Genomic DNA, 20,434 nt, shown 5'->3' on the forward strand with positions numbered 1-20,434 from the left:
TTCAGAATCCAGTTTGAACACCGAAACGCGATTTTCTTGCCTGCGAGGCGTCGGAATCATTTGACGCAGGGCATCCGATTTGCATACTGAATTTCAAGAATCGAATTTCCCGGCCTGGATCGCCGCGAAATTCATTGGAAATTTCAGGAGCATATGATGGGAGACTGGGTAATCGGGGTCGATGTCGGCGGAACCTTCACCGATTTTTCGGCGCGGCGGTTGTCGACGGGGCAATCGGTCCTGCACAAGCGGCCTTCGACGCCGCATGATCCGTCCGAGGCGATCTTGAACGGGTTGCGGGAATTGCAGGACAAGGCCGGGATCGACGGCGAGGACATCGTCCGCTTCGCCCATGGCACCACGGTGGCGACGAACGCGCTGCTTCAGCGCAAGGGGCCGAAAACCGGGCTGGTGACGACCAAGGGCTTTCGCGACCTGCTGGAGATCGGCCGCCAGGTCCGCCCGGCCATCTACGACCTGCAGACCGACGCGCCGCCGCCCCTGGTCGAGCGCGAGCATCGCCTGGAGGTCTGCGAGCGGATCGGCCCCCGCGGCGAGGCGATCGTCGCGCTGACCGAGGCCGAGATCGATGCCATCATTGCGGAACTCGGCCCGATGAGCGACGTGGAATCGCTGGCCGTCTGCCTGATCTTCTCCTTCCTGAACCCGGAGCATGAAGAGCGGATCGCGGCGGCGCTGCGCCGGGCCTATCCCGACCTCTACGTCTCGATCTCGAGCGAGGTGCATCCCGAGTTCCGCGAATACGAGCGTTTCTCGACCACGGTCATCAACGCCTTCCTGCAACCCGAGGTCAGCCGCTACATGGACCGGCTGAGCGCGGCGATCCAGAAGACGGCGCCCAAGGCCGCCCTGGGCATCTTCCAGTCGGCGGGCGGGCTGATGTCGATCGAGCTGGCCTCGCGCTTTCCGGTGCGCACGGCGCTTTCCGGGCCGGCCGCGGGTGCGGTGGGTGCGGCCGCGGCCGCGGCCATGTCGGGGATCGAGGACATCATCACCCTGGACATCGGCGGAACCAGCACCGATGTCGCGCTGATCCAGGGCGGCAAGGTCGGCACCTCGAACCTGCGCGACATCGCCGGTTTCCGCATCCGCCTGCCCACGGTCGACATTCACACCGTCGGCGCCGGCGGCGGCTCGATCGCGCATCTGGGCGCCGACGGGCTGCTGAAGGTCGGCCCGATGAGCGCGGGGGCGGTGCCGGGCCCGGCCTGCTATGCGCGCGGCGGCGACAAGCCCACGGTCTCGGATGCGAACGTGGTGCTGGGCCGGCTGCCGGCGCGGCTGGCCGACGGCTTCAGGATCGACGCCGACCTGGCCAGGGCCGCCGTCGCCCGGATCAGCGAGCCGCTGGGCGTATCACTGGAGAAGGCCGCGCATGGCATCGTCAGCGTCGCCGCCTCGAACATGGCGCGGGCCATCCGCGCGGTCTCGATCGAGAAGGGGCAGGATCCGCGCGACTATACGCTGATGTGCTTTGGCGGCGCGGGGGGCCTGCATGCCGCGGACGTGGCCGAGATCCTGGCCATGCGCCGCATCCTGGTCCCGCGCGCGCCGGGCATCCTGTGCGCCGAGGGGCTGATCGTCTCGGACCTGCAGGAGAACTACGTCACCACCTGCCGCTGCCCGCTGGACGGCGACCTGGCCGTCATCGCCGAGTCGATCGGCCGGCTGGGCGCGCAGGCCGAGGAATGGCTGGCCGCCGATGCCGAGGATGCCGCCCATGTCGTCAGCCGCAGCCAGACCGTCATCCTGGACCTGCGCTATATCGGGCAGAACTACGAATTGCCGGTCGAACTGGGCACCAGCCGACACGCCCCCGCGCTGCCCCCGGTCGAAGAGCTGAAGCAGGCCTTCTTCCGCCAGCACGAGGCGGCCTATGGCCATTGCAACCCCGACGCCCCGGTCGAGGTGGTCAACGTCCGCATCCGGGCGACGATGGAATTCGCCAAGCAGGCGGTCGATGCGGCGCGCCCGGCGGGCGAGGCCAAGCCCGCCGCGACCGAGCAGATCTGGTTCGAGCAGACCGGCTTCGTGCCGACCCCGGTCTATGCCCGCGACGGACTGGCCGAGGGCGTCGGCATCATCGGCCCGGCGCTCATCACCCAGTTCGACACCACGACGCTGGTGCCGCCCGGATGGACGCTTCGCATTGATGGCGCAATGAACATGATTATGGAACGCAACGATGACTAAACCCCTGTCGCTGGATCCGATCACCATCGAAATCAGCTGGAACAGCCTGCGGTCGATCGCCGACGAATGCTTCCTGACGCTGATGCGCAGCGCATTCTCGACCAATATCAAGGAGCGCCACGACCATTCGACCGCCATCGCCGACCGCAACGGCCGGCTGATCGTCCAGGCGGAAAACGCGCTGCCGATCCACCTGGCCTCGATGTCGGGGCTGATCGGCCTGATCCTGGAGCAATATGAAGGCAGCCTGACGCCGGGCGACATCTTCATCGCCAACGACCCGCATGTCGCGGGCGGCTCGCACCTGCCCGACATCAACATGGCGATGCCGATCTTCGACGGCGACCGGCTGCTGGGCTTCGTGGCCAATATCGTCCACCATGCCGACGTCGGCGGCGCCTCGGTCGGCTCGATGTCGGGCGGGCTGAACGAGATCTACAAGGAGGGGCTGCGCATCCCGATCCTGCGCCTGTTCCGCAAGGGCGAGCGCTGCGACGACATCATGCGCCTGCTGCTGCTGAACATGCGCCTGCCGGACGAGCGGCTGGGCGACCTGAACGCGCAGATCGCGGCGGTCAAGCTGGGCGTCAAGCGCATCGGCGAGATGGTGGCGCGGCATGGCGCCGACCACCTGGCGGCCCTGTGCGACGAGATCGTCAGCCGCACCAACCAGCGGATGCGCAAGGCGATCGCCGGGGTGGCGGACGGCGAATACAGCTTTGCCGATGTCATGGACGACGACGGGCTGGGCACCGAGGACGTCAGGATCGCCCTGACCGTCAGGAAGGCGGGCGAGAAGGTGGTCTTCGACTTCACCGGCACCTCGCCGCAGGTTCCGGGCAATTTCAACATGACGCTGAACACCACGAAATCGGCGGTCTGCTATGCGCTCAAGGCGCTGCTGGACCCCGAGGTGCCGAACAACCAGGGCATCTTCGACGCGATCGAGATCCGGGCCGAGCCGGGCAGTTTCGTGAACTGCGCCCATCCGGCGGGCGTCGCCATGCGCGCCAATTCCTGCCAGCGCGTGGTGGACGTGGTGCTGGGCGCCTTTGCCGAGGCGCTGCCCGGCCGCGTCATCGGCGCGGCCAACGGCGCCAATACCAGCGCGGTCTTTGCCGGCACCGATCCGCAGACCGGCCATTCCTATGTCTACCTGGAAACGCTGGGCGGCGGCATGGGCGCGCGCGCGGCCAAGGACGGCAAGGACGGCGTCCAGGTCCATATCACCAACACCGCCAACCTGCCGGTCGAGGCGATCGAGCTGGAATACCCGCTGCGCGTCGAGGAATATTCGCTGATCACCGATTCCGGCGGCGCGGGCAAGCACCGCGGCGGCATGGGCATCCGCCGTGCCATCCGCCCCATCGGCCATCTTTGCGAGTTCAACGGCGTCGGCGACCGCTTCCGCCACCGGCCCTGGGGCATCTTCGGCGGCATGCCGGGCGCGACGGGCCAGTTCCGCCTGCGCAACGACGACGGCTCGTCCAGGGATCTGCCCTCGAAGATCACCGGCATCTTCGTCACCGACGAAACCGTGGTCGTCATCGAGACCCCCGGCGCCGGCGGCTATGGCGACCCGCGCGAGCGGACGCCCGAAGCGATCCGCGAGGATCTGGCCTCGGGCAAGTTCACCGCGGATTTCGTGGCCGCGCATTACGCGCCGCAAAAGGTCGCCTAGGGCCAGGGCCCGGTGCGGCCCGCAGTTCAACAGAGAGGAAAAACAAATGCAAAACAGAATCCTGAGCGCGGCATTTTCCCTGGTGGCCCTGTCGGGCGCCGCCTTGGCGCAAAGCCATTCCTGGGATCTTGCCAACGAATACGGCGAAAGCACCATCATGGGCCAGGCGGACAAGGTGTTCATCGAGGCGGTCCACGAAGCCTCGGGCGGGGACATCAAGATCACCGGCCATTACGGCGGCTCGATCGGCTACAAGTCGGTGGACCAGTTCGACGCGGTGGGCGACGGCGCGCTGGACATGGCCGATACCATCACCACCTCGCTGTCGGGCATCGAGCCGCTGTTCCTGCTGTCGTCCCTGCCCTTCGTCGCCAATACCAACGCCGATGCGAAGCTGCTTTGGGACGTCGCGCGCCCGCATTACGAGGCGGTGTTCGAAAAGCACAACCAGGTGCTGCTCTGGGCGACGCCCTGGCCGCCCTCGGGCATCTGGGCGCAGGCGCCGATCACCGCCGAGGGCGACATGGCCGGGCTGAAGATCCGCGGCTGGGATGCCAGCGGCGTGCGCACCCTGTCCAATGCCGGCTCGACGGCCGTCCAGATCAGCTGGGCCGACACCGTCCCGCAGCTTGCCGCGGGCAGCATCAACTCGGTGCTGACCTCGGCGGATGGCGGCGCCAGTTCCAAGTTCTGGGAATTCCTCGATAACTTCACCGCGGTGAACTATTCGATGGCGCTGAACATGACGCATATGAACAAGGACATCTACGACAGCCTGACCCTGGAACAGCAGGCCATCATCCGCGATGCCGCCGAAAAGGCCAGCGATGCGGCCTGGGCCGACCTGGAAAAGCGCGTGGCGCAGAATTTCGAGGAGATGCGCGCCAACGGCGTCGCCATCACCACCGACGTGCCGCCCGAATTTCTGGAGTTCCTGCGCCAGTCCGGCCAGGAGGTCTATGACGAATGGCTGAAGGCCGTCGGCCCCGTCGGCCAGCAGATCCTGGACGAATACGCCGCAAAGCGCGGTTCGTGACCCGGCAGGGCGCGCAGGGATTGCGCGCCCCCATCGCAATCATCATGAGGTCGGAAACATGCTTTCGCGTGCGGTCATTCGCATATCGGAAATCTGCTCGGGCGCCGGGATAGCGGTTTCGGCCGCGCTTCTGGTCTATATCGTCGTCCACATCATCCTTGAAATCATCCTGCGCAACTTCTTCGCCAGCTCGACCAACTCGATGGGCGAATATGTCGGCTATGCGACCGGGGCGATGGCCTTCCTGGCGATGGGCCACACCTTCATGAGCCGCAAGCACGTGCGCGTCAGCCTGCTGCGCCGCTTCCTGCGCGGCCGGGCCGCCATCGCGGTCGAATTGTTCTGCGTTGCGACGACCTTCGCGATGTTCGCCTTCATGGCCCGCTATATCTGGCTGATCCTGGTGCGCGACTTCCTGCGCGGCTCGGTCAGCCCCGGCCTGACGGCGACGCCGACCTGGTATATCGCCGCGGCGATCTTCGCCGGGCTGGTCATCTTCCTGATCCAGCTGGTCGCATCCGCGCTCGACACCGTGATCCACGGCGTCCCCGAAGAGCATATCGAGGGAGAATGAACCAATGGAATCCCTGATCGTCGCCTTCGGCGTCCTTGCCCTCGTCATCTTTTTCCTGGGGATCGGCGTCTGGGTCTTTGCCGGGCTGCTTGTCGTCAGCACCCTGGGCCTGGCGCTGTTCATCGACATGCCCGTCCACCGCATCGGTACCATCCTGGCGCCGCTGGTCATCCGCAGCTCGACCGCATGGGAGCTGTCGGCCATCCCGATGTTCATCTGGATGGGAGAGATCATCCTGCGCACCGACGTCTCGACCCGGCTGTTCCGCGGGCTGTCGCCGCTGACCTATTACCTGCCCGGCCGGATGCTGCACACCAACATCTTCGGCTCGGCCGTCTTTGCCGCCATCTGCGGATCGAGCGCGGCGACCACCGCCACGGTCGGCAAGATCACCATCCCCGAGCTGAAGAAACGCGGCTATTCCAGCGCGCTTTCCTATGGCTCGCTGGCCGGGGCGGGCAGCCTGGGCCTGCTGATCCCGCCCTCGATCATGATGATCGTCTATGGCGTGCTGGCCGAGGTCTCGATCTCGCGGCTGTTCGCGGCGGGGCTGATCCCCGGCCTGATGATCGCCGGGATCTATTCGGTCTATGTCATCATCTACAGCCTGATCCGGCCGGCGGTGGCGCCCGCCGACACCACCGCCCCGACCTTGCGCGAGATGCTGGTCGGCATCGCCAACCTGGCCCCGATCGGCATCCTGATCGGCGTGGTGCTGGGCGCGATCTATTCCGGCCTGGCCACGCCTTCGGAAACGGCGGCGATCGGGGTGGCGGTGACGCTGGTCTATGCGGCCTGCACCTGGCAGCTGTCGTGGGAAACGTTCATCGCCAGCCTCAAGGCTTCGGTCCATACCAGCTGCATGATCTCGGCCATCATGATCGGCGCGGCCTTCATGTCCACCGCCATGGGCTTCATGCACGTGCCCCACAACATCGCCGCGGTGATCGACGGGCTGGCGCTGTCGCCCTATCAGCTGATCTTCATCCTGGTGCTGTTCTACCTGCTGCTGGGCATGTTCCTGGAAGGCATCTCGATGATGGTGATGAGCCTGCCGATCACGCTGCCGCTGATCCTGGCGGCGGGCTTCGACCCGATCTGGTTCGGCATCTTCCTGATCCTGATGGCGGAACTGGCGCAGATCACCCCGCCGGTGGGCTTCAACCTGTTCATCCTCCAGGATCTGACCAAGGCGTCCATCGCGCGGATCATCGTCGCCTGCGTGCCGTTCTTCTTCCTGATGTGCTTCGGCGTGGTCCTGATCACCGTCTTCCCCGAGATCGTGCTGTGGCTGCCCGACTACCTGTTCCAGAAATGAGGCGAGGCAAGGAAATGGGACGGCTGGAGAACAAGGTCTGCGTGGTGACGGGCGCGGCATCGGGCATCGGCCGGGAAACCGCGCTTGCCTATCTGCGCGAGGGGGCAAGGGTCCATGCGCTCGACCGCGACGAACGGGGGCTGGCGGAACTGGCGGCCCGGCACCCCGGCCTGCGCGTCGCCCGCATCGACGTCACCGATGCGGCGGCAGTCGAGGCCTTCCACGCCGGGCTGGAGCGGCTGGACGTGCAGGTCAACTGCGCCGGCATGGTCGCGGTCGGCAACCTGCAAGCCTGCACGGCCGAGGATTGGCAAAGGTCGCTGGACCTGAACGCGACCTCGGTCTTTCTGATGATGCGGGCGGCGGTCGGGCGGATGGTGCCGCAAAAGGGCGGCAGCATCATCAACGTCGCCTCGGTCATCTCGTCCATCGGGGCGGCGCCGGACCGCTTTGCCTATGGCGCGACCAAGGCGGCGGTGATCGGCATGACCAAATCGGTCGCCCGAGACTATGCCTCGGCCAATATCCGCTGCAATGCCATCTGCCCCTCGGCCGTCGAGACGCCCTCGATGACCGCGCGGATCGAGGCCATGCCCGACAGCGCCGCCGCGCGCCGCGACTTTGCCGCGCGCCAGCCGCTTGGCCGCATGGGAACCCCGGCCGAGATCGCGGAACTGGCGGTCTATCTTGCCTCGGATCTGTCGGCGTTCATGACCGGCAGCCAGCTGGTGATTGACGGGGGTGCGAAGCTGTGACGGAAATCGCACCCCTGCGCGCGGCGATCGTGGGCCTGGGCCGCTGGGGCCAGAACCTGGTCCGGGCCAATGCCGGCAATCCCGGCTCCGCCCTGCGCTTTACCCATGCCGCCACCCGTTCGCCCGCCAAGGCCCAGGATTTCTGCCGCGACCAGGGGCTGGCGCTGCTGCCGGGCCTGGACGCGGTGCTGCAAGAGGGCGAGGTCGATGCCGTCGTCCTGGCCACGCCGCACAGCCAGCACGGCGCGCAGATCCGCCGGGCGGCGCAGGCGGGCAAGCATATCTTCGTGGAAAAGCCGCTGACCCTGGAGCTGGCCGAGGCCGAGGCGGCGCTGGCCGCCGCGCAGGCGGCGGGCGTCGCGCTGTGCGTGGGGTTCAACCGCCGCTTCCTGCCGGCCTTCCAGGCGCTTGCGGGACAGCTTGAAGCGGGTGCGCTGGGGCGGGCCCTGCATGTCGAGGGCGCGTTTTCCGGCGATTTCGGCTATCACTATAGCGACCAGATGTGGCGCGGCGACGACCGGGAAAACCCGGCGGGCGGCATGGCCGCGATGGGCATCCACGTCCTCGATGCGATGATCGCGCTGCTGGGGCCGGTGCGGCGGGTCTCGGCCATCAGCCGCCGCGCCGCGGTTTCGGCGCAGCTGAAGGACGTGACCAGCGTGATGCTGGATTTCGAATCGGGCGCGACCGGCAGCCTTTCGACGCTGATGGCGACCGCCGGCTTCTGGCGGCTGCACGTCTTTGGCTCGCAGGGCTGGGCGCAGATGCCGGACCAGGCCACCCTGATCACCTCGGACCTGTCGGGCCGGCAGGAGCGGCGGGCCTTCGATCCCTGCGACAGCCTGGCGCAGGAACTCGACGCCTTCGCCCGCAAGGCCCGGTCGGACCGGCCCTATCCGGTCTCGCCTCTCCAGGCGCTGCAGGGCGTGGCGGCCATGGAGGCCATCGCGATTTCCGCCGCGGCCGATGCGGAGTGGACGCAGGTCGCGCGCCCGGCTACATCCATATTGGATGCCACGGCCTGACGTGCCTGGGCCGCGGCCATTGAAAGAGAACGCATTTCGGGATGACGATGAACAGATCCGTGGATGAACGGGACGGCCAGAAAGTCGCCAGGAAGATCCGGGAGGCCATCCTGAGGCTTGAACTGCGGCCGGGGCTGGTGCTGGACGAGGCCGACCTTGCCGAGCAGATGGAGGTGTCGCGCACGCCGGTGCGCGAGGCCATCATCCAGCTGATCTCGGACGGGCTGGTCCAGCGCCACGGCCGCAAGGCCATCGTCGCGACGATGGATTTCGACGAGGTGCCCAAGCTTTACGACGCGCTGCTGGTGTCGAGCCGGCTGATCCATCGCCTGGCCGCCGAACACCGCACCGACGACGACCTCGCCGCGATCAAAAAGACCATGCTGGCCTTTGAGCGCAGCAAGGACGTGTCGAACGGCGTCGAGCGGTCCGAGGCGAACCTGCAATTCCACCTGGCGATCTCGCGCGCGGCGCATAACCGCTATTTCTCGGCTTTCTACGACAATGCGCTGCTGGGCACCATTCGCCTGGCGCGCGCCTGCTTTGCCCAGGTCAGCACGGTGGAATACCTGAACCCGACCACCAAGGAAGAGCTGGCGGCGCATCTGGCGGAAACCGAGCGCCAGCACCGCGCCCTGTATGCCGCGATCCAGGCTTGCGACATCGAGCTGGCCGACCGGTTTGCGGTGGACCATTACGTCCTGACCCGCAACCGTGTCGAGAAGGTGCTGTTCCGCATCGACCCCGCCGTGGAGGGCCTGGACCTGACGGCCGGGCTGTCCTGAGCGGGCGGTTCAGGCAAGCAGCAGGGCCAGGCCGCGGAGGAAGGCCCAGATCACGCCCCAGATGAGCGCGAAGGCCAGGACCGCAAGCAGGCTGCCGGCGATGATCCACAGCCCGTCCCGCTCCAGCACGCCAAGCGCGAGGATGGCGATGGCCAGCGCCGGCAGCATGTTGCCCAGCGGGATCGGCAGCAGCAGCACGACCGACAGCCCCAGGCACAGCCCGCCCGCCAGCCGCACCGCCAGCGGCGCGGACAGCGGCGGGATGCGGGGCGAGAGCAGCCTTTCCGCCCGGACCAGAAAGGGCGCGCTGCGCGACAGGATCGCCGCGAATTCCGTGCGCGGCAGCGATCGCTGGGCGATGAAGCGCGGCAGCCAGGGCCGCTGGCCCAGCATCATCTGGAAGGACAGATAGACCAGCGGCAGGCCCAGGATGCCCGAGGTGCCCGGCGGCATGGGCAGGATGTTGGGAAAGGCGAAGAGCAGCAGCAGCCCCGCCGTCGCCCGCCCTTCGAGCAGGACCAGCAGGTCGGTGACGCTGATCCGGTCGCGGCCGGCGTCGCCGGCGATCCGGGTCAGCACGTCCGAAAGATGCTGGCGCCGCCGGGGCGGGCCGTGCCCCGGCCGCGGGCCTCGGTCCCCTGCCGCCGGACCGGGATCGCCTGTGGGCGGGCTTTCGCCTGGCGCAGGCATTCTGTCTCCTGACGGTTGCCGCGGTTCGGTGGTTCTATCTTGGGTCGGGCGGCCGGGGTTTCAAGGCGGAAATGCCTTGTCGTCCGCTTGCCAGGCGGCTTCCCGAGGCGCGCGGCGGCCTGGGGTTGCCGCCTTGGCGTTCGGGTATTTGGGCAACAGAGAAGATGCGGGTGCCCGCGCCATTCAGCCCGGCAGGGCGGCCAGTTCATGCGCCCAGGGCGGGTTGGCGCCGGGACGCGAGACGGTGATCGCCGCCGCGCGGGTGCCGAGCGCCAGCGCCTGGGCGATGGATTCCGGCGCCAGCGCCTCCAGCCCCTTGCGCGTCAGCACGCCGGCGCGGTCCAGCGCGGCCAGCACCCCGGCGTTGAAGGTGTCGCCGGCGCCGATGGTGTCGGCGACCTCGACCCGGACCGCCTGGGCGGCCAGCGGCGCGCCCGACCAATGCGCCCGCGCCCCGGCCGAGCCGCCGGTCTGGAAGACCACCCGCGGCCCGCGGGAAAGGATGGCGGCGGCCGCTTCCTTGAAGCTTGTGCCGGGCATCAGCCATTCCAGGTCGTCGCCCGAAAGCTTGACCAGGTCGGCCATGGCGATGAGCCGGTCGAGCCGGGCGCGATAGGCCGCCTCGTCGGCGATGAAGAAGGGGCGGATGTTCGGGTCCAGCATCACCGGGATGCGGTGGCGGACGCGCTCCGCCAGCGCCTCGACGGCGGCGCCGCAGGGGTCGGGCACCAGGCTGATGCCGCCGATGAACAGCGCCGAGACCGTATCGGGGATCTCGGGCAGGTCATCGGGGGCGAACATGCGCCCGGCCGAGCCCTCGTCGTAGAAGGAATAGCGCGCCTCGCCCCCGGTCAGGGTCACGAAGGCCAGCGTGGTCAGCCGGTCGCTGCGCGGGCAAAGCCCGGTATCCACCCCGGCCTCGGCCAGCGGGCGCAGCAGCATCTCGCCGAAGCTGTCGCGCGAGATCGGCCAGAGATAGCCCGTGTCGATGCCCATGCGGCCAAGCGCGATGGCGGTGTTGTAGACCGCGCCCCCCGGCAGGGGACGGTAGCCGGCGCCCTCGGGCACCATGTCGATCAGCGATTCCCCGGCGCAAAGGATCATAGCCTCTCCCTTCCTTCGTCAGCCCGCTCCTGCCTCCTGATAGCGGTAACTGCCGGCGATGGAAATATCCTGCGTGACCGGCGCCGCGCCAATGCGGATGAAACCGCCCCGCTCGTTCAGCCACAGCGCGGCAAGAAGCAGGGCCAGCGCCAGCAGGACGGCGAAGGCGATCTTCCAGGCCGACCAGGGCCGTTCGCCCTGCACCCGGCCGGACTGGCCGTTGACGACGAAGCGGTAGCTCTTGCCGTTGTAGCGATAGGCGGCGGTCCAGACCGGCAGCAGGATATGCTTGAAGGTCTCGTCGCCGTAGCGGGTCTCGATGCCGGTGATGCGCTGTTCGTTGCCGCCGATGGCGCGGCGCACGTCCATGGCGATGACCCCGGCCATTTCCTGCCGGGCGATGTCATGGCCCGAGCCGAGCGGGATCGTATAGCCCTCGGCCAGGAAGCCGGCGAGGTATTCGGGCTGGTAGGGCACCAGGTGCGACAGATCCCAGGGCGTCAGCGCATCGGTGATCCGGCGCGGTAGCGAGCCTGAGGCCAAGACCAGCACGTCGTCGAAATTCCGCGCCACCTGGCCCGAGACCGGGGTCCAGCGCGTCTTGCGCACCTGCCGGGCCACGCGCTGCTGGCGGCCGTCCACCATTTGCGTGACGTAGACGGTTTCGTAATACCAGTCGCCGCGCGCGCCGCTGTAGCGCGAGGCGGTGTCGGCGTCGAAGGTCCAGAAGGGCGAATAGACCCCGCTCATCTTCTTGCCGCGCCGGGCATAGGCGGTCAGGCCCGAGGGGGCGAACCAGAGCCCGTGCAGCCAGTCCTCGAGCGCGGTCTTGGCCTGCGCCTCGGTGATGACGAAGGGCAGCAGGCCCTGCGGCTTGATCAGGCGGGTGGTGCCGGTGTCGGTCACGACGGCCGTGGCGCAGAACGGGCAGGCCGAGGCGTGGCGGTCGCTGGTGATTTCCACCTTGGCGCCGCAGTTCGGGCAGGAGAGGGTGCGCACCGTCTCGGTCAGGTCGCTGTGCTGGTCCAGCGACAGCCCGTGTTCCAGCGGCAGTTCCTGCAATTGCGGCGCCTTGTGCCCGCCGTCCCATTGCAGCGCCCGCCCGGTTGCCGGGTCCAGCAGGATGGCGCTTTCGCCCCATGGCCCCTGTTGCGCCTGGCGGGCGGGCGCGCGGGCGGGGCCGGGGCCGATATGCTGCTTATGCCCGCAATAGGGGCAGACCAGCCCCTGCTGGCCGGGCGAGAATTCCAGGCTCGCGCCGCAATTCTCGCAAGGATAGCGGTATTCCGAGGGGGGTGTCGGCATCTCAGCCCTTGGGCAGCGGCGGGGGCGGCGGCGCGACGGTGAAGAGCTGGGCGAGTTCGGCGACCTCCTCGGCCGGTTTCCAGCCGTCCTGGCCGGGGGTCCAGACCAGCGTCTCGCGGGTGAAGGCCCCCTCGCGCACCAGGCGGCCGAGATGGGCGCGGCCATAGGGGCCGTCGGCCTGGCCGTTCACGGCGATGTGCCAGACCGTCTCGGGGTGGTGCAGCGGCGGTGGGGTTTGCGGGGCCTGTTGGGGCGCCTGCTGCTGCGGCACAGCGCCCCAGGGGCCGCGCTGCGCCATGGCGGCGCCCAGCCCCGCGCCCATTCCCGCACCCAGGCCGGCGCCGATGCCCGTGCCCATGCCGCCCGGCTGGTTCGAGGCGTTCAGCATCGCCTCGGACGCGGCATATTGGCCAAAGCGGTTCAGGTCGCCGACGATGCCCATCGAGGTGCGCTTGTCGAGCATCCGTTCCACCTCGTCGGGCAGGCTGATGTTCTCGATGTAGAATTCCGGGATGGTCAGGCCATAGGCGGCGACGGTCGGGCTGATCGCCTTGGCGACCATCTGGCCCAGGTCGCCGGTGTTCGCCGCCATGTCGAGGACCGGGATGCCCGAGCCGGCGATCATGCGCGAAAACTCCTGCACGATGATGTTGCGCAGCTGGAAGCTGATCTCGTCGCGGGTGAATTCGCCGTCGGTGCCGACGATCTCGGTCATGAAGCGGCCGGGGTCGGTCACGCGCATGGAATAGGTGCCGAAGGCGCGGATGCGCACCGGGCCGAATTCCGGGTCGCGGGCGATCACCGGGTTCTTGGTGCCCCATTTCAGGTCGTTGAAGCGGGTGGTGTTGACGAAATAGACCTCGGACTTGAACGGGCTGCGAAAGCCGTGGTCCCAGTGCTGCAGCCGGGTCAGGACCGGCAGGTTGTTGGTCTCCAGCATGTAGAGGCCGGGCTGGAACACGTCGGCCAGCTGGCCTTCATGGATGAAGACGGCGGCCTGGCCCTCGCGCACGGTCAGCTTGGCGCCGTATTTGATCGCCTTGCCGACGGTCGGGTAGCGATAGACCATGGTGTCGCGCGAGTCGTCGGTCCATTCGATGATCTCGATGAACTCGCCGCCGAGGATGTCGAAGATGCTCATGGGGGGCTGCCTTTCGCTCTGCGGGACGCTTGCCCGCGATAGTGACCCGCAGCGGCCCGGCGTCAAGCCCCCGGACGGCGGCTCATGCTTCGGTCTCCAGCAATTCGCGGGCGATCTGCAGCACGATGGGGCGGGCCTCGGCCTCGGTCATGCCTGGACGCAGCCGGGCGTCGTAGAGGATCTGCAGCAGCAGCTCGTCATGCCGGGTCAGGTAGGCGAATTCTTCGTTGTCGTTGAAGATCGAGGGCCGCGCGCGCGGGCTGTCATTGGCCAGCCCCATGCCCTGGGCCAGTTCCTCGTGGATGCAGGAGCGGCGCAGGCGCGGCGGCAGTTCCGCCCGGATCAGCGCCACCGCCTGGGCATAGACCGGGGAATTGCCGTTGGAATAGGCAAAGACCGTGCAATAGTTCTGCGGCGCCAGGTCGCGCAGCGCGGCGATGTCGCCGGGCGGGATGCCGGGCACCAGCGCGGCCAGGCGCGGGCCGACGGCGCGGCGCTCGTCCTCGTTCAGGATCAGCACGGCGACATTGCCGGCGCCGCCCGTCACCGCGACCGGATGGCCGCTGATGCGGGCAAGCCGGGCGGCGAAGCCCGCGATCTCGGCGCGGTCGCGGGCGCGCTGGTCGGGGGCGACCGAATCGCCGAATTCCAGCCGCAGCAGCACCGGCTGCTGCCAGCGCCGCAGCGGCGCCGGCGTGGGGCGCGAGACCAGCTTGCCGCCCTCGCGCACATATTCGTCGTAGAGCGCGACCTCGATGAAGGTGTCGGTCAGCTTTTCCGGGGTCAGCGCGATTTCGTCGCCGCTGTCGATGCGCAGCCGGCCGCGGGCGATCAGCGCCTGCTCGACGCCGGCGAGGTAGTCGCGCATGTTGCGGCTGGCGGGCGAGGTGGCTGCGGCCTCGGCGCGGGCGGTGGCGGCACGGGCGCTTTCGGCGCGTTCCCGGCGCAGGGCCGCCTGGTCGACCGGCGGGTCGGGACGTTCGGGCGGCGGCGGGGCCTCGACCGGGGTGGGCGGCGCCTCGGCCGGCGGCTCGGGCGCGCAGGCGGCAAGCAGCGCCAGCAAGGCCAGCGCAAGGGACAGGGGCAGGCGAGATCGGGCTGGCAGGGTCACGGCGTCTTTGCTGCGGGGGTTGCGGATCGGGCGCTGGCCGAGGCGAGGGTCTTGCGCAATTCGGCCTCCATCACCTTCAGATCCTCTTCTGCGGCGGCGCGGCGGGTGCGGCCTTCGTCGGCGATGCGCAGGCTGTCCTCGATGGTCGAGATCAGCTCGGCATTGGCGGTGCGCACCGCCTCGATGTCGAAGACGCCGCGCTCCACCTGGGTGCGGATCTGGGCATTGGCCTCGCGCAGGTTCTTCGCGTTGGCGGTCAAGAGGTCGTTGGTCAGGTCGTTGGCTTCCTTGACCGCGCGGGCGGCCTCGGCGCTGCGCTGGATGGTGACGGCTTGGGCCAGCTGCGTTTCCCACAGCGGCACGGTGTTCACCAGCGTGGAATTGATCTTTGTCACCAGGGACTTGTCGTTCTCCTGCACCAGCCGGATCGAGGGCAGCGACTGCATCGTCACCTGCCGGGTCAGCTTGAGGTCGTGGACCCGCCGCTCCAGGTCGTCGCGGGCCGAGCGCAGGTCGCGCAGCTCCTGCGCCGCCATGACCTTGTCGTTCTCGGCCGCGGATTCGACGGCGGCTTCCCTGGCGGGGATCTCGTCGCGGTCGATCTGCGCCAGCTTCTCCTCGCCCGCGGCGATGTAGAGCGCCAGTTCGTCATAGAAGTTCAGCGTGCGCTCATAAAGCAGGTCCAGCGACCTGATGTCCTTGAGCAGCCGGTGCTGGTGCTGGTCCAGATCCATGGCGATGCGGTCGATCTGGCCCTGCACCTCTTCGTAATTGGCCACGAACTTGGCAAAGGGCGCGGTGCGGCCCAGCAGCCTTTCCCACCAGCTGCGCTCGCGCCGCACGTCGAGTTCGCTGACGGAAAAGCCGCGGATGGTGGTCACGATCTCGCGCAGCGACTCGCCGGCGGGGCCCACGTCCTTGTTCTTGACGTCCGCCAGCATCGCCTGGCTGATTTCCTGCAGCTCGTTCTGGGCGCGGGCGCCGAAATGCACGATCGAGCCCGAGTCGCGGATGTCGACCTCGGCCATGCGCTTGCGGATCTCCTCGGCGATGGCAGGCTCGGCCTCGGTCAGCGTCGGCGCGGCGGCGGGGGGTTCGGGCAGGACGACCGCGGTCACGGTCTGGATCTCGTCCAAGGCGGCTTGGGCGCTGGCCTGCGTCTGGGTGGTCATCCGGCGTCGTCCTTTCGTGATGGAACAAGGGCCCGGTTGCAGAATAGGCCGTTTGCAGCCGAGTTCAACGAGAGGCCGGCGCGAAGGTTCCCTTTGCCTTTCCGGTGTTGCCATCCTGCCGGAAAGCGGGCGAGCGGCGCGGCGAATCGCCGGGCAGCCGCGCATGAAAAATGGCGGCCCCGGCCAGCGGGACCGCCACGCATCGCCCGGACGGGGCGCGCTACTGCGGCTTGACCAGGACCAGGTCGTTCGGGCGGCGCTGGCTTTCGGGCAGCGCCAGGTAGCTGTCATGGTCCGAAACGCTGATCAGCCGCGCCACGTTGCCCTCGCGCGCGGCCCGCAGGTTCTGCGCGCTGGTCCGCTCCAGCTCGCCCAGCGTCGTCGCCAGCGCCGAGGCCAGGAACAGCGATTTCGCCTCGAACACCTTGGCGACATAGTGGTTGTAGCCCTCGATGGTCCAGGTCGTGCCCGCCCGCTCGCCCTCGCCGTTCACGATCAGATCCAGCGACCAGCCGCCCTGCGCGTCCGTCGTCGCCTCGACCTTCTGCGTCACCACCCGCAGCCCGCCGTCGAATATGTCCGAGCCCTGAAGCGTCGCGACGATCTTGCCCGCCGCGATCGGCGCAAGCGTCGCATCCATCAGAACGCCCCTGACTGTGGCTTTGTTCGGCATCTCACCCTCTCCTCATCCGAATGGCGCCGCATTATCCGGCGCGGCGCGGCGCGTTGCAGGATGGCGCCGTGCAACGGCCGGTCAGGGCGCGTCCTGCGCCAGGGGGACGCGGTTCTGGCGCCAGAGGTCGGGCGTGGTGCCCTCGGTCTCGCGGAAGACGCGGATCAGGTGCGAGGCGTCGCAAAAGCCGGTCTCCTCGGCGATGCGGGTGACGGTGCGGTCGGTGCGCGCCAGCAGCATGCGCGCCTGCGCCAGCCGGATGCGGATCGAGGCATCGGCGGGCGGAAGGCCCAGGTCGGCGTTGAAATGCCGCTCCAGCTTGCGCCGCCCGACGCCCAGATCCTTGGCGATGCGGGCGATGGACAGCGGCGCATGCAGGTTCTGCTGCATGGCCAGCAGCGCGCGGCGCACCAGCGGGTCGCGGGCATTGAGTTCCAGCGGCAGGCCGGGCTGGGGGCGGTCGCCGGCCATCGGCTCGTCGATCATCAGGATCGACAGCGCCTTGCGCGCGGCGGCGCGGCCCAGGTGGCGGTCGACCAGGAAGGCGGCCAGATGCGCCGCGCTGACCCCGCCCGAGCAGGAAATCCGGTCGCGGTCCACCACGAAGATCTGGTCCGAGACCGGGCGCATCCGCTCGAACTCGGCCAGGAAATCCTGGTGGTGGAACCAGCTGACGCAGCAGCGATAGCCGTCCATCAGCCCGATGCGGGCCATGGCGAAGACCCCGGTGCAAAGCCCGCCAAGCGCCACCCGCGCCAGGGCGGCGCGGCGCAGGAAGGCGGCCTGGTCCGGCGAAAGGCCCGGCCCCCCGTCGATCAGCCCGCCGACGGTGATGATGTAGTCGAAGCGGGTGGGGTCGCCCAGCCGCTCCTCGGGTTCGATGCGCATGCCGCAGGAGGATTGCACCGGCGCCATGTCGGGTGAGAGCACGCGCCAGCGGCAGCGGATCGGCCGCGAGCCGTCGCCGTCGTCGGCCGCCAGCCGCAGCACGTCCACGAACGTGGCAAAGGCCGACAGCGTGAAGCGCGGCGTCAGCACGAAGCCGATGCGCAGTCGCGGCTGGTTCGGGTCGGGCGAGGGATCGTGTTCAGGCATCTGTCGCGATTCGTCCATGGATGGCGTCGCGATCATGCCATGTTTTCGCCATTTATCCAGAGCCGGCGCGATCAATCCTTGGTGGCCAGGACCATGGTGGCCGCCGAGGCCTGGGCCGCATCCTCGGCCTCGTCGCCGGCCTCGACCAGTTCCCGCGCCTCTTCCTCGTCCTCGTCCTCCAGCGCGGGCGGATCCTCGCCGGCCAGGAAATTGCCGAATTTCTGCAGGCCGGGGATGTGTTCGGCCAGAACCCGCATCACCACCAGCAACGGCACGGCGACGATCATGCCGATCACCGACCAGAGCCAGGCCCAGAGCGCGACGGTCAGGAACACCACCACCGTATTCAGCTGCAGGCGGCGCGAGACGAAATAGGGCGTGATGAGCTGGCCTTCCAGCGCGGTCAGGCCCAGGTAGGTCAGGCCGACCATCAGCGGCGTGAACAGGTCGTCGAAGACGAAGACCCCGACCAGCGTCGCGATGATGATGCCGGCGACCGAGCCCAGGTAGGGGATGAAGTTCAGCAGGAAGGCCGCCAGCCCGAACAGCACCGGGCTGGGCATGCCCCAGGCCCACATCGCCAGCCCGATGGCCAGCCCCAGGCAGGCGTTGATCAGGGTGATCGCGCCAAGATAGGTGCCCAGGCTGTCCTCGATCTCGCGCAGCGCCAGGTAGGCCGCGCGCTTTTCGCGCATGGAATCGAAGCTCTGCACGATCTTGAGGTAAAGCAGGTCGCCCGAGGAGATCAGGAAGAACAGCAAAAACAGCGTGAAGATGATCTGCCCGACCAGCGCCGGGCCAAGGTCCAGCGCGCTGGCCAGCGTCGAGGTCTCGGGGGTGGCGTTCACCTCGACCTGGATCTGCTGGTCGGGGGGCTGCGGCGCACCAGGGGCGGGGATCGCGCTGAGCGTGCCGGTCAGCGTCGCGTCGGGCAAGGTTTCACCGGGCGGCGTGGCCGGTTCGGGCGGGGAGGAACCGCCGCCGGCGATCTCGTCGATCTTTTCGGCGGCGCGCTCCAGGCCGCGGAAATTGCTGCGGATCTCGGTAAAGCGCTGTTCCAGCCGCTCGGTGATCTGCGGCGCGTTCTCGATCAGCCGGTTGGCCGGGCCCGAGATGACGAAGCCGATCAGCACCACCGCCACCACCAGCCCCAGCGAGACGATGGCGGCGGTGACGATGGCGCCGATGCCCAGCCGCTCCATCAGCCGGCGGAAGGGCACGAAGACGAAGAACAGCAGGATCGCCAGCGTCACCGGCATCAGGAAGCTGCGCGCCTGCGCGAAGAAGCTGAAGAGCAGGATGAGGAAGATGCCGATCACCGCCCAGTTCGCCACCTTGGCCACGCCCTTGTCGGTGGGGGCGGAAAAGGGAAACATGTGGCTGCGGCGTTCCTGATCTGGCGGCATGCGTCCCCTCCCCCCGTTCCGCGCCCCCCGTGCGGCGCCGAGGGAAACGCCAAGCCCGCGGCCGGGTTCCCCCGCCGCGGGCGTTTTCGGCAAGCCGTCCGGGCCGTGCCTAGAGCGGGTGGTCGCCCGAGGCGTCGATGACGCGGGTGGGCAGGCCCAGGTCGCCCAGCAGCTCCAGGAAGGGGCGGGCGGGCAGATCCTCGACATTGACCATGCGCTTCACGTCCCAGGTGCCGCGCGCGACCAGGATCGCCGCTGCGACCGGGGGCACGCCCGCGGTATAGCTGATGCCCTGGCTGCCGACCTCGTTATAGGCGTCCTTGTGGTCGGCGACGTTGTAGATGAAGATCTCGCCCGGCTTGCCGTCCAGCGTGCCCTTGACCAGGTCGCCGATGCAGGTCTTGCCCTCGTAGTCGGGCGCCAGGCTGGCCGGGTCGGGCAGCACGGCCTTGACCACTTTCAGCGGCACGACCTCCAGCCTCTCGGCGGTCTTGACCGGCTGCTCGGAAAGCAGGCCGAGGTTCTTCAGCACGGTGAAGACATTGATGTAATGCTCGCCGAAGCCCATCCAGAAGCGCACGTCGGCGTCCTTGTAGCGGGCCGAGAGGCTGTGGACCTCGTCATGGCCGGACAGGTAGGCGGTGCGCTTGCCGACGACGGGCAGATCCCATTCGCGGCCGACCTCGAACATCTGGTTCTGCCGCCATTCGCCGCCCTGCCAGGAATAGACGGTGCCGGTGAATTCGCGGAAGTTGATCTCGGGGTCGAAATTGGTCGCGAACCAGCGGCCATGGCTGCCGGCGTTGATGTCGACGATGTCGATCGAGTCGATCTTGTCGAAATATTCGTCCTCGGCCAGCCGGGCATAGGCGTTGACCACGCCGGGATCGAAGCCCGCGCCCAGGATGGCGGTGACGCCGGCCTTCTCGCAATCCTCGCGCCGCTTCCATTCGTAGTTGGCATACCAGGGCGGCGTCTCGCAGATCTTGGCCGGGTCTTCGTGGATCGCGGTGTCGATATAGGCGGCGCCGGTCTCGATGCAGCCCTGCAGCACGGTCATGTTGACGAAGGCCGAGCCGACGTTGATGACGATGCCGGCGTCGATCTGGCGGATCAGCGCGGCCACGGCGGCGCTGTCCATGGCGTCCAGCGGATGGGCGGTGAATTCGACCGAATGGCCTTTCTCACGAATGCTCGCGATGATCTTCTCGGCCTTGGACACGGTTCGGCTGGCGATATGCAGCGTTCCGAATTCCTTGGCGTTCTGCGCCACCTTATGCGCGACCACCTGGGCGACGCCGCCGGCGCCGATGATGAGCACGTTCTTGGCCAATTCAGTCTCCTTTTCG

General features: G+C 68.2%; 18 protein-coding genes. 8 read left to right on the forward strand and 10 right to left on the reverse strand.

Features of this window, described 5'->3' with window-relative positions; genetic code table 11:
- The first annotated feature begins 156 nt into the window (after positions 1-156).
- From E3U25_RS10715 to E3U25_RS10750, 8 genes are read left to right on the forward strand one after another with little or no spacing between them, the layout of a single operon-like run.
- Complete coding sequence (locus E3U25_RS10715; RefSeq protein ID WP_244294828.1) at positions 157-2,214, forward strand: hydantoinase/oxoprolinase family protein; 2,058 nt, start codon at positions 157-159, stop codon at positions 2,212-2,214.
- Positions 2,207-3,895 carry a hydantoinase B/oxoprolinase family protein gene (locus E3U25_RS10720; RefSeq protein WP_116220434.1) on the forward strand — a complete coding sequence of 563 codons (1,689 nt, stop codon included), beginning with the start codon at positions 2,207-2,209 and terminating at the stop codon, positions 3,893-3,895. Before E3U25_RS10715 ends, E3U25_RS10720 begins: the two co-directional genes overlap by 8 nt.
- 46 nt (positions 3,896-3,941) lie before the next feature.
- Positions 3,942-4,931: a TRAP transporter substrate-binding protein gene (locus E3U25_RS10725; protein ID WP_166435370.1), complete on the forward strand. Its 990-nt coding sequence runs from the start codon at positions 3,942-3,944 to the stop codon at positions 4,929-4,931.
- A 58-nt stretch (positions 4,932-4,989) separates the two neighbouring features.
- Positions 4,990-5,505, forward strand: a complete 516-nt coding sequence (locus tag E3U25_RS10730; protein ID WP_052096274.1) for a TRAP transporter small permease subunit — start codon at positions 4,990-4,992, stop codon at positions 5,503-5,505.
- A 4-nt stretch (positions 5,506-5,509) separates the two neighbouring features.
- Positions 5,510-6,823 carry a TRAP transporter large permease gene (locus E3U25_RS10735; protein ID WP_116220432.1) on the forward strand — a complete coding sequence of 438 codons (1,314 nt, stop codon included), beginning with the start codon at positions 5,510-5,512 and terminating at the stop codon, positions 6,821-6,823.
- Between the two features lie 14 nt (positions 6,824-6,837).
- Positions 6,838-7,578: an SDR family oxidoreductase gene (locus E3U25_RS10740; RefSeq protein ID WP_116220431.1), complete on the forward strand. Its 741-nt coding sequence runs from the start codon at positions 6,838-6,840 to the stop codon at positions 7,576-7,578.
- On the forward strand, positions 7,575-8,603 hold the full coding sequence (locus E3U25_RS10745) for a Gfo/Idh/MocA family protein (protein ID WP_116220430.1): 1,029 nt from the start codon (positions 7,575-7,577) through the stop codon (positions 8,601-8,603). The genes E3U25_RS10740 and E3U25_RS10745 overlap by 4 nt, the downstream gene beginning before the upstream one ends.
- Positions 8,604-8,662: 59 nt before the next feature.
- Positions 8,663-9,388, forward strand: a complete 726-nt coding sequence (locus E3U25_RS10750; protein ID WP_281029255.1) for a GntR family transcriptional regulator — start codon at positions 8,663-8,665, stop codon at positions 9,386-9,388.
- A 9-nt stretch (positions 9,389-9,397) separates the two neighbouring features.
- On the opposite strand, the gene E3U25_RS10755 is transcribed toward E3U25_RS10750, so the two are convergent.
- The 10 genes from E3U25_RS10755 to E3U25_RS10800 all read right to left on the reverse strand — a co-directional run bounded on the left by E3U25_RS10755 (position 9,398) and on the right by E3U25_RS10800 (position 20,418).
- On the reverse strand, positions 9,398-10,078 hold the full coding sequence (locus E3U25_RS10755; protein ID WP_084197434.1) for an exopolysaccharide biosynthesis protein: 681 nt from the start codon (positions 10,076-10,078) through the stop codon (positions 9,398-9,400).
- Positions 10,079-10,261: 183 nt separating this feature from the next.
- Positions 10,262-11,182: a carbohydrate kinase family protein gene (locus E3U25_RS10760; RefSeq protein ID WP_116220428.1), complete on the reverse strand. Its 921-nt coding sequence runs from the start codon at positions 11,180-11,182 to the stop codon at positions 10,262-10,264.
- Positions 11,183-11,200: 18 nt separating this feature from the next.
- Positions 11,201-12,487 carry a TFIIB-type zinc ribbon-containing protein gene (locus E3U25_RS10765; protein WP_072463746.1) on the reverse strand — a complete coding sequence of 429 codons (1,287 nt, stop codon included), beginning with the start codon at positions 12,485-12,487 and terminating at the stop codon, positions 11,201-11,203.
- Position 12,488: 1 nt separating this feature from the next.
- Complete coding sequence (locus E3U25_RS10770) at positions 12,489-13,628, reverse strand: SPFH domain-containing protein (protein WP_116220427.1); 1,140 nt, start codon at positions 13,626-13,628, stop codon at positions 12,489-12,491.
- Positions 13,629-13,710: 82 nt separating this feature from the next.
- Entirely contained in the window at positions 13,711-14,739 is a 1,029-nt protein-coding gene (locus E3U25_RS10775; protein WP_116220426.1) for a DUF2927 domain-containing protein, read from the reverse strand.
- A complete protein-coding gene (locus E3U25_RS10780; protein ID WP_036748986.1) occupies positions 14,736-15,911 on the reverse strand; it encodes a toxic anion resistance protein in 1,176 nt (391 codons plus the stop codon). The genes E3U25_RS10775 and E3U25_RS10780 overlap by 4 nt, the downstream gene beginning before the upstream one ends.
- A gap of 220 nt (positions 15,912-16,131) precedes the next feature.
- The gene (locus tag E3U25_RS10785; RefSeq protein WP_116220425.1) at positions 16,132-16,584 is read right to left on the reverse strand and encodes a hypothetical protein; all 453 of its coding nucleotides are present in this window, start codon (positions 16,582-16,584) and stop codon (positions 16,132-16,134) included.
- A gap of 81 nt (positions 16,585-16,665) precedes the next feature.
- Positions 16,666-17,679, reverse strand: a complete 1,014-nt coding sequence (locus E3U25_RS10790; RefSeq protein WP_036749313.1) for a GlxA family transcriptional regulator — start codon at positions 17,677-17,679, stop codon at positions 16,666-16,668.
- 71 nt (positions 17,680-17,750) lie between these two features.
- The gene (locus E3U25_RS10795) at positions 17,751-19,085 is read right to left on the reverse strand and encodes an AI-2E family transporter (protein WP_114536015.1); all 1,335 of its coding nucleotides are present in this window, start codon (positions 19,083-19,085) and stop codon (positions 17,751-17,753) included.
- A 109-nt stretch (positions 19,086-19,194) separates the two neighbouring features.
- Positions 19,195-20,418 carry a saccharopine dehydrogenase family protein gene (locus E3U25_RS10800; RefSeq protein ID WP_116220424.1) on the reverse strand — a complete coding sequence of 408 codons (1,224 nt, stop codon included), beginning with the start codon at positions 20,416-20,418 and terminating at the stop codon, positions 19,195-19,197.
- Positions 20,419-20,434: the final 16 nt, after the last annotated feature.

The organism is Paracoccus versutus (assembly GCF_029909795.1).
Taxonomy (GTDB): Bacteria; Pseudomonadota; Alphaproteobacteria; order Rhodobacterales; family Rhodobacteraceae; genus Paracoccus; species Paracoccus versutus.

Coding starts and splice junctions, on each gene's coding strand:
- E3U25_RS10715 (WP_244294828.1), top strand. CDS start 157: ATGGGAGACTGGGTAATCGGGGTCGATGTCGGCGGAACCTTCACCGAT.
- E3U25_RS10720 (WP_116220434.1), top strand. CDS start 2,207: ATGACTAAACCCCTGTCGCTGGATCCGATCACCATCGAAATCAGCTGG.
- E3U25_RS10725 (WP_166435370.1), top strand. CDS start 3,942: ATGCAAAACAGAATCCTGAGCGCGGCATTTTCCCTGGTGGCCCTGTCG.
- E3U25_RS10730 (WP_052096274.1), top strand. CDS start 4,990: ATGCTTTCGCGTGCGGTCATTCGCATATCGGAAATCTGCTCGGGCGCC.
- E3U25_RS10735 (WP_116220432.1), top strand. CDS start 5,510: ATGGAATCCCTGATCGTCGCCTTCGGCGTCCTTGCCCTCGTCATCTTT.
- E3U25_RS10740 (WP_116220431.1), top strand. CDS start 6,838: ATGGGACGGCTGGAGAACAAGGTCTGCGTGGTGACGGGCGCGGCATCG.
- E3U25_RS10755 (WP_084197434.1), bottom strand. CDS start 10,078: ATGCCTGCGCCAGGCGAAAGCCCGCCCACAGGCGATCCCGGTCCGGCG.
- E3U25_RS10760 (WP_116220428.1), bottom strand. CDS start 11,182: ATGATCCTTTGCGCCGGGGAATCGCTGATCGACATGGTGCCCGAGGGC.
- E3U25_RS10765 (WP_072463746.1), bottom strand. CDS start 12,487: ATGCCGACACCCCCCTCGGAATACCGCTATCCTTGCGAGAATTGCGGC.
- E3U25_RS10770 (WP_116220427.1), bottom strand. CDS start 13,628: ATGAGCATCTTCGACATCCTCGGCGGCGAGTTCATCGAGATCATCGAA.
- E3U25_RS10780 (WP_036748986.1), bottom strand. CDS start 15,911: ATGACCACCCAGACGCAGGCCAGCGCCCAAGCCGCCTTGGACGAGATC.
- E3U25_RS10785 (WP_116220425.1), bottom strand. CDS start 16,584: ATGCCGAACAAAGCCACAGTCAGGGGCGTTCTGATGGATGCGACGCTT.
- E3U25_RS10790 (WP_036749313.1), bottom strand. CDS start 17,679: ATGCCTGAACACGATCCCTCGCCCGACCCGAACCAGCCGCGACTGCGC.
- E3U25_RS10795 (WP_114536015.1), bottom strand. CDS start 19,085: ATGCCGCCAGATCAGGAACGCCGCAGCCACATGTTTCCCTTTTCCGCC.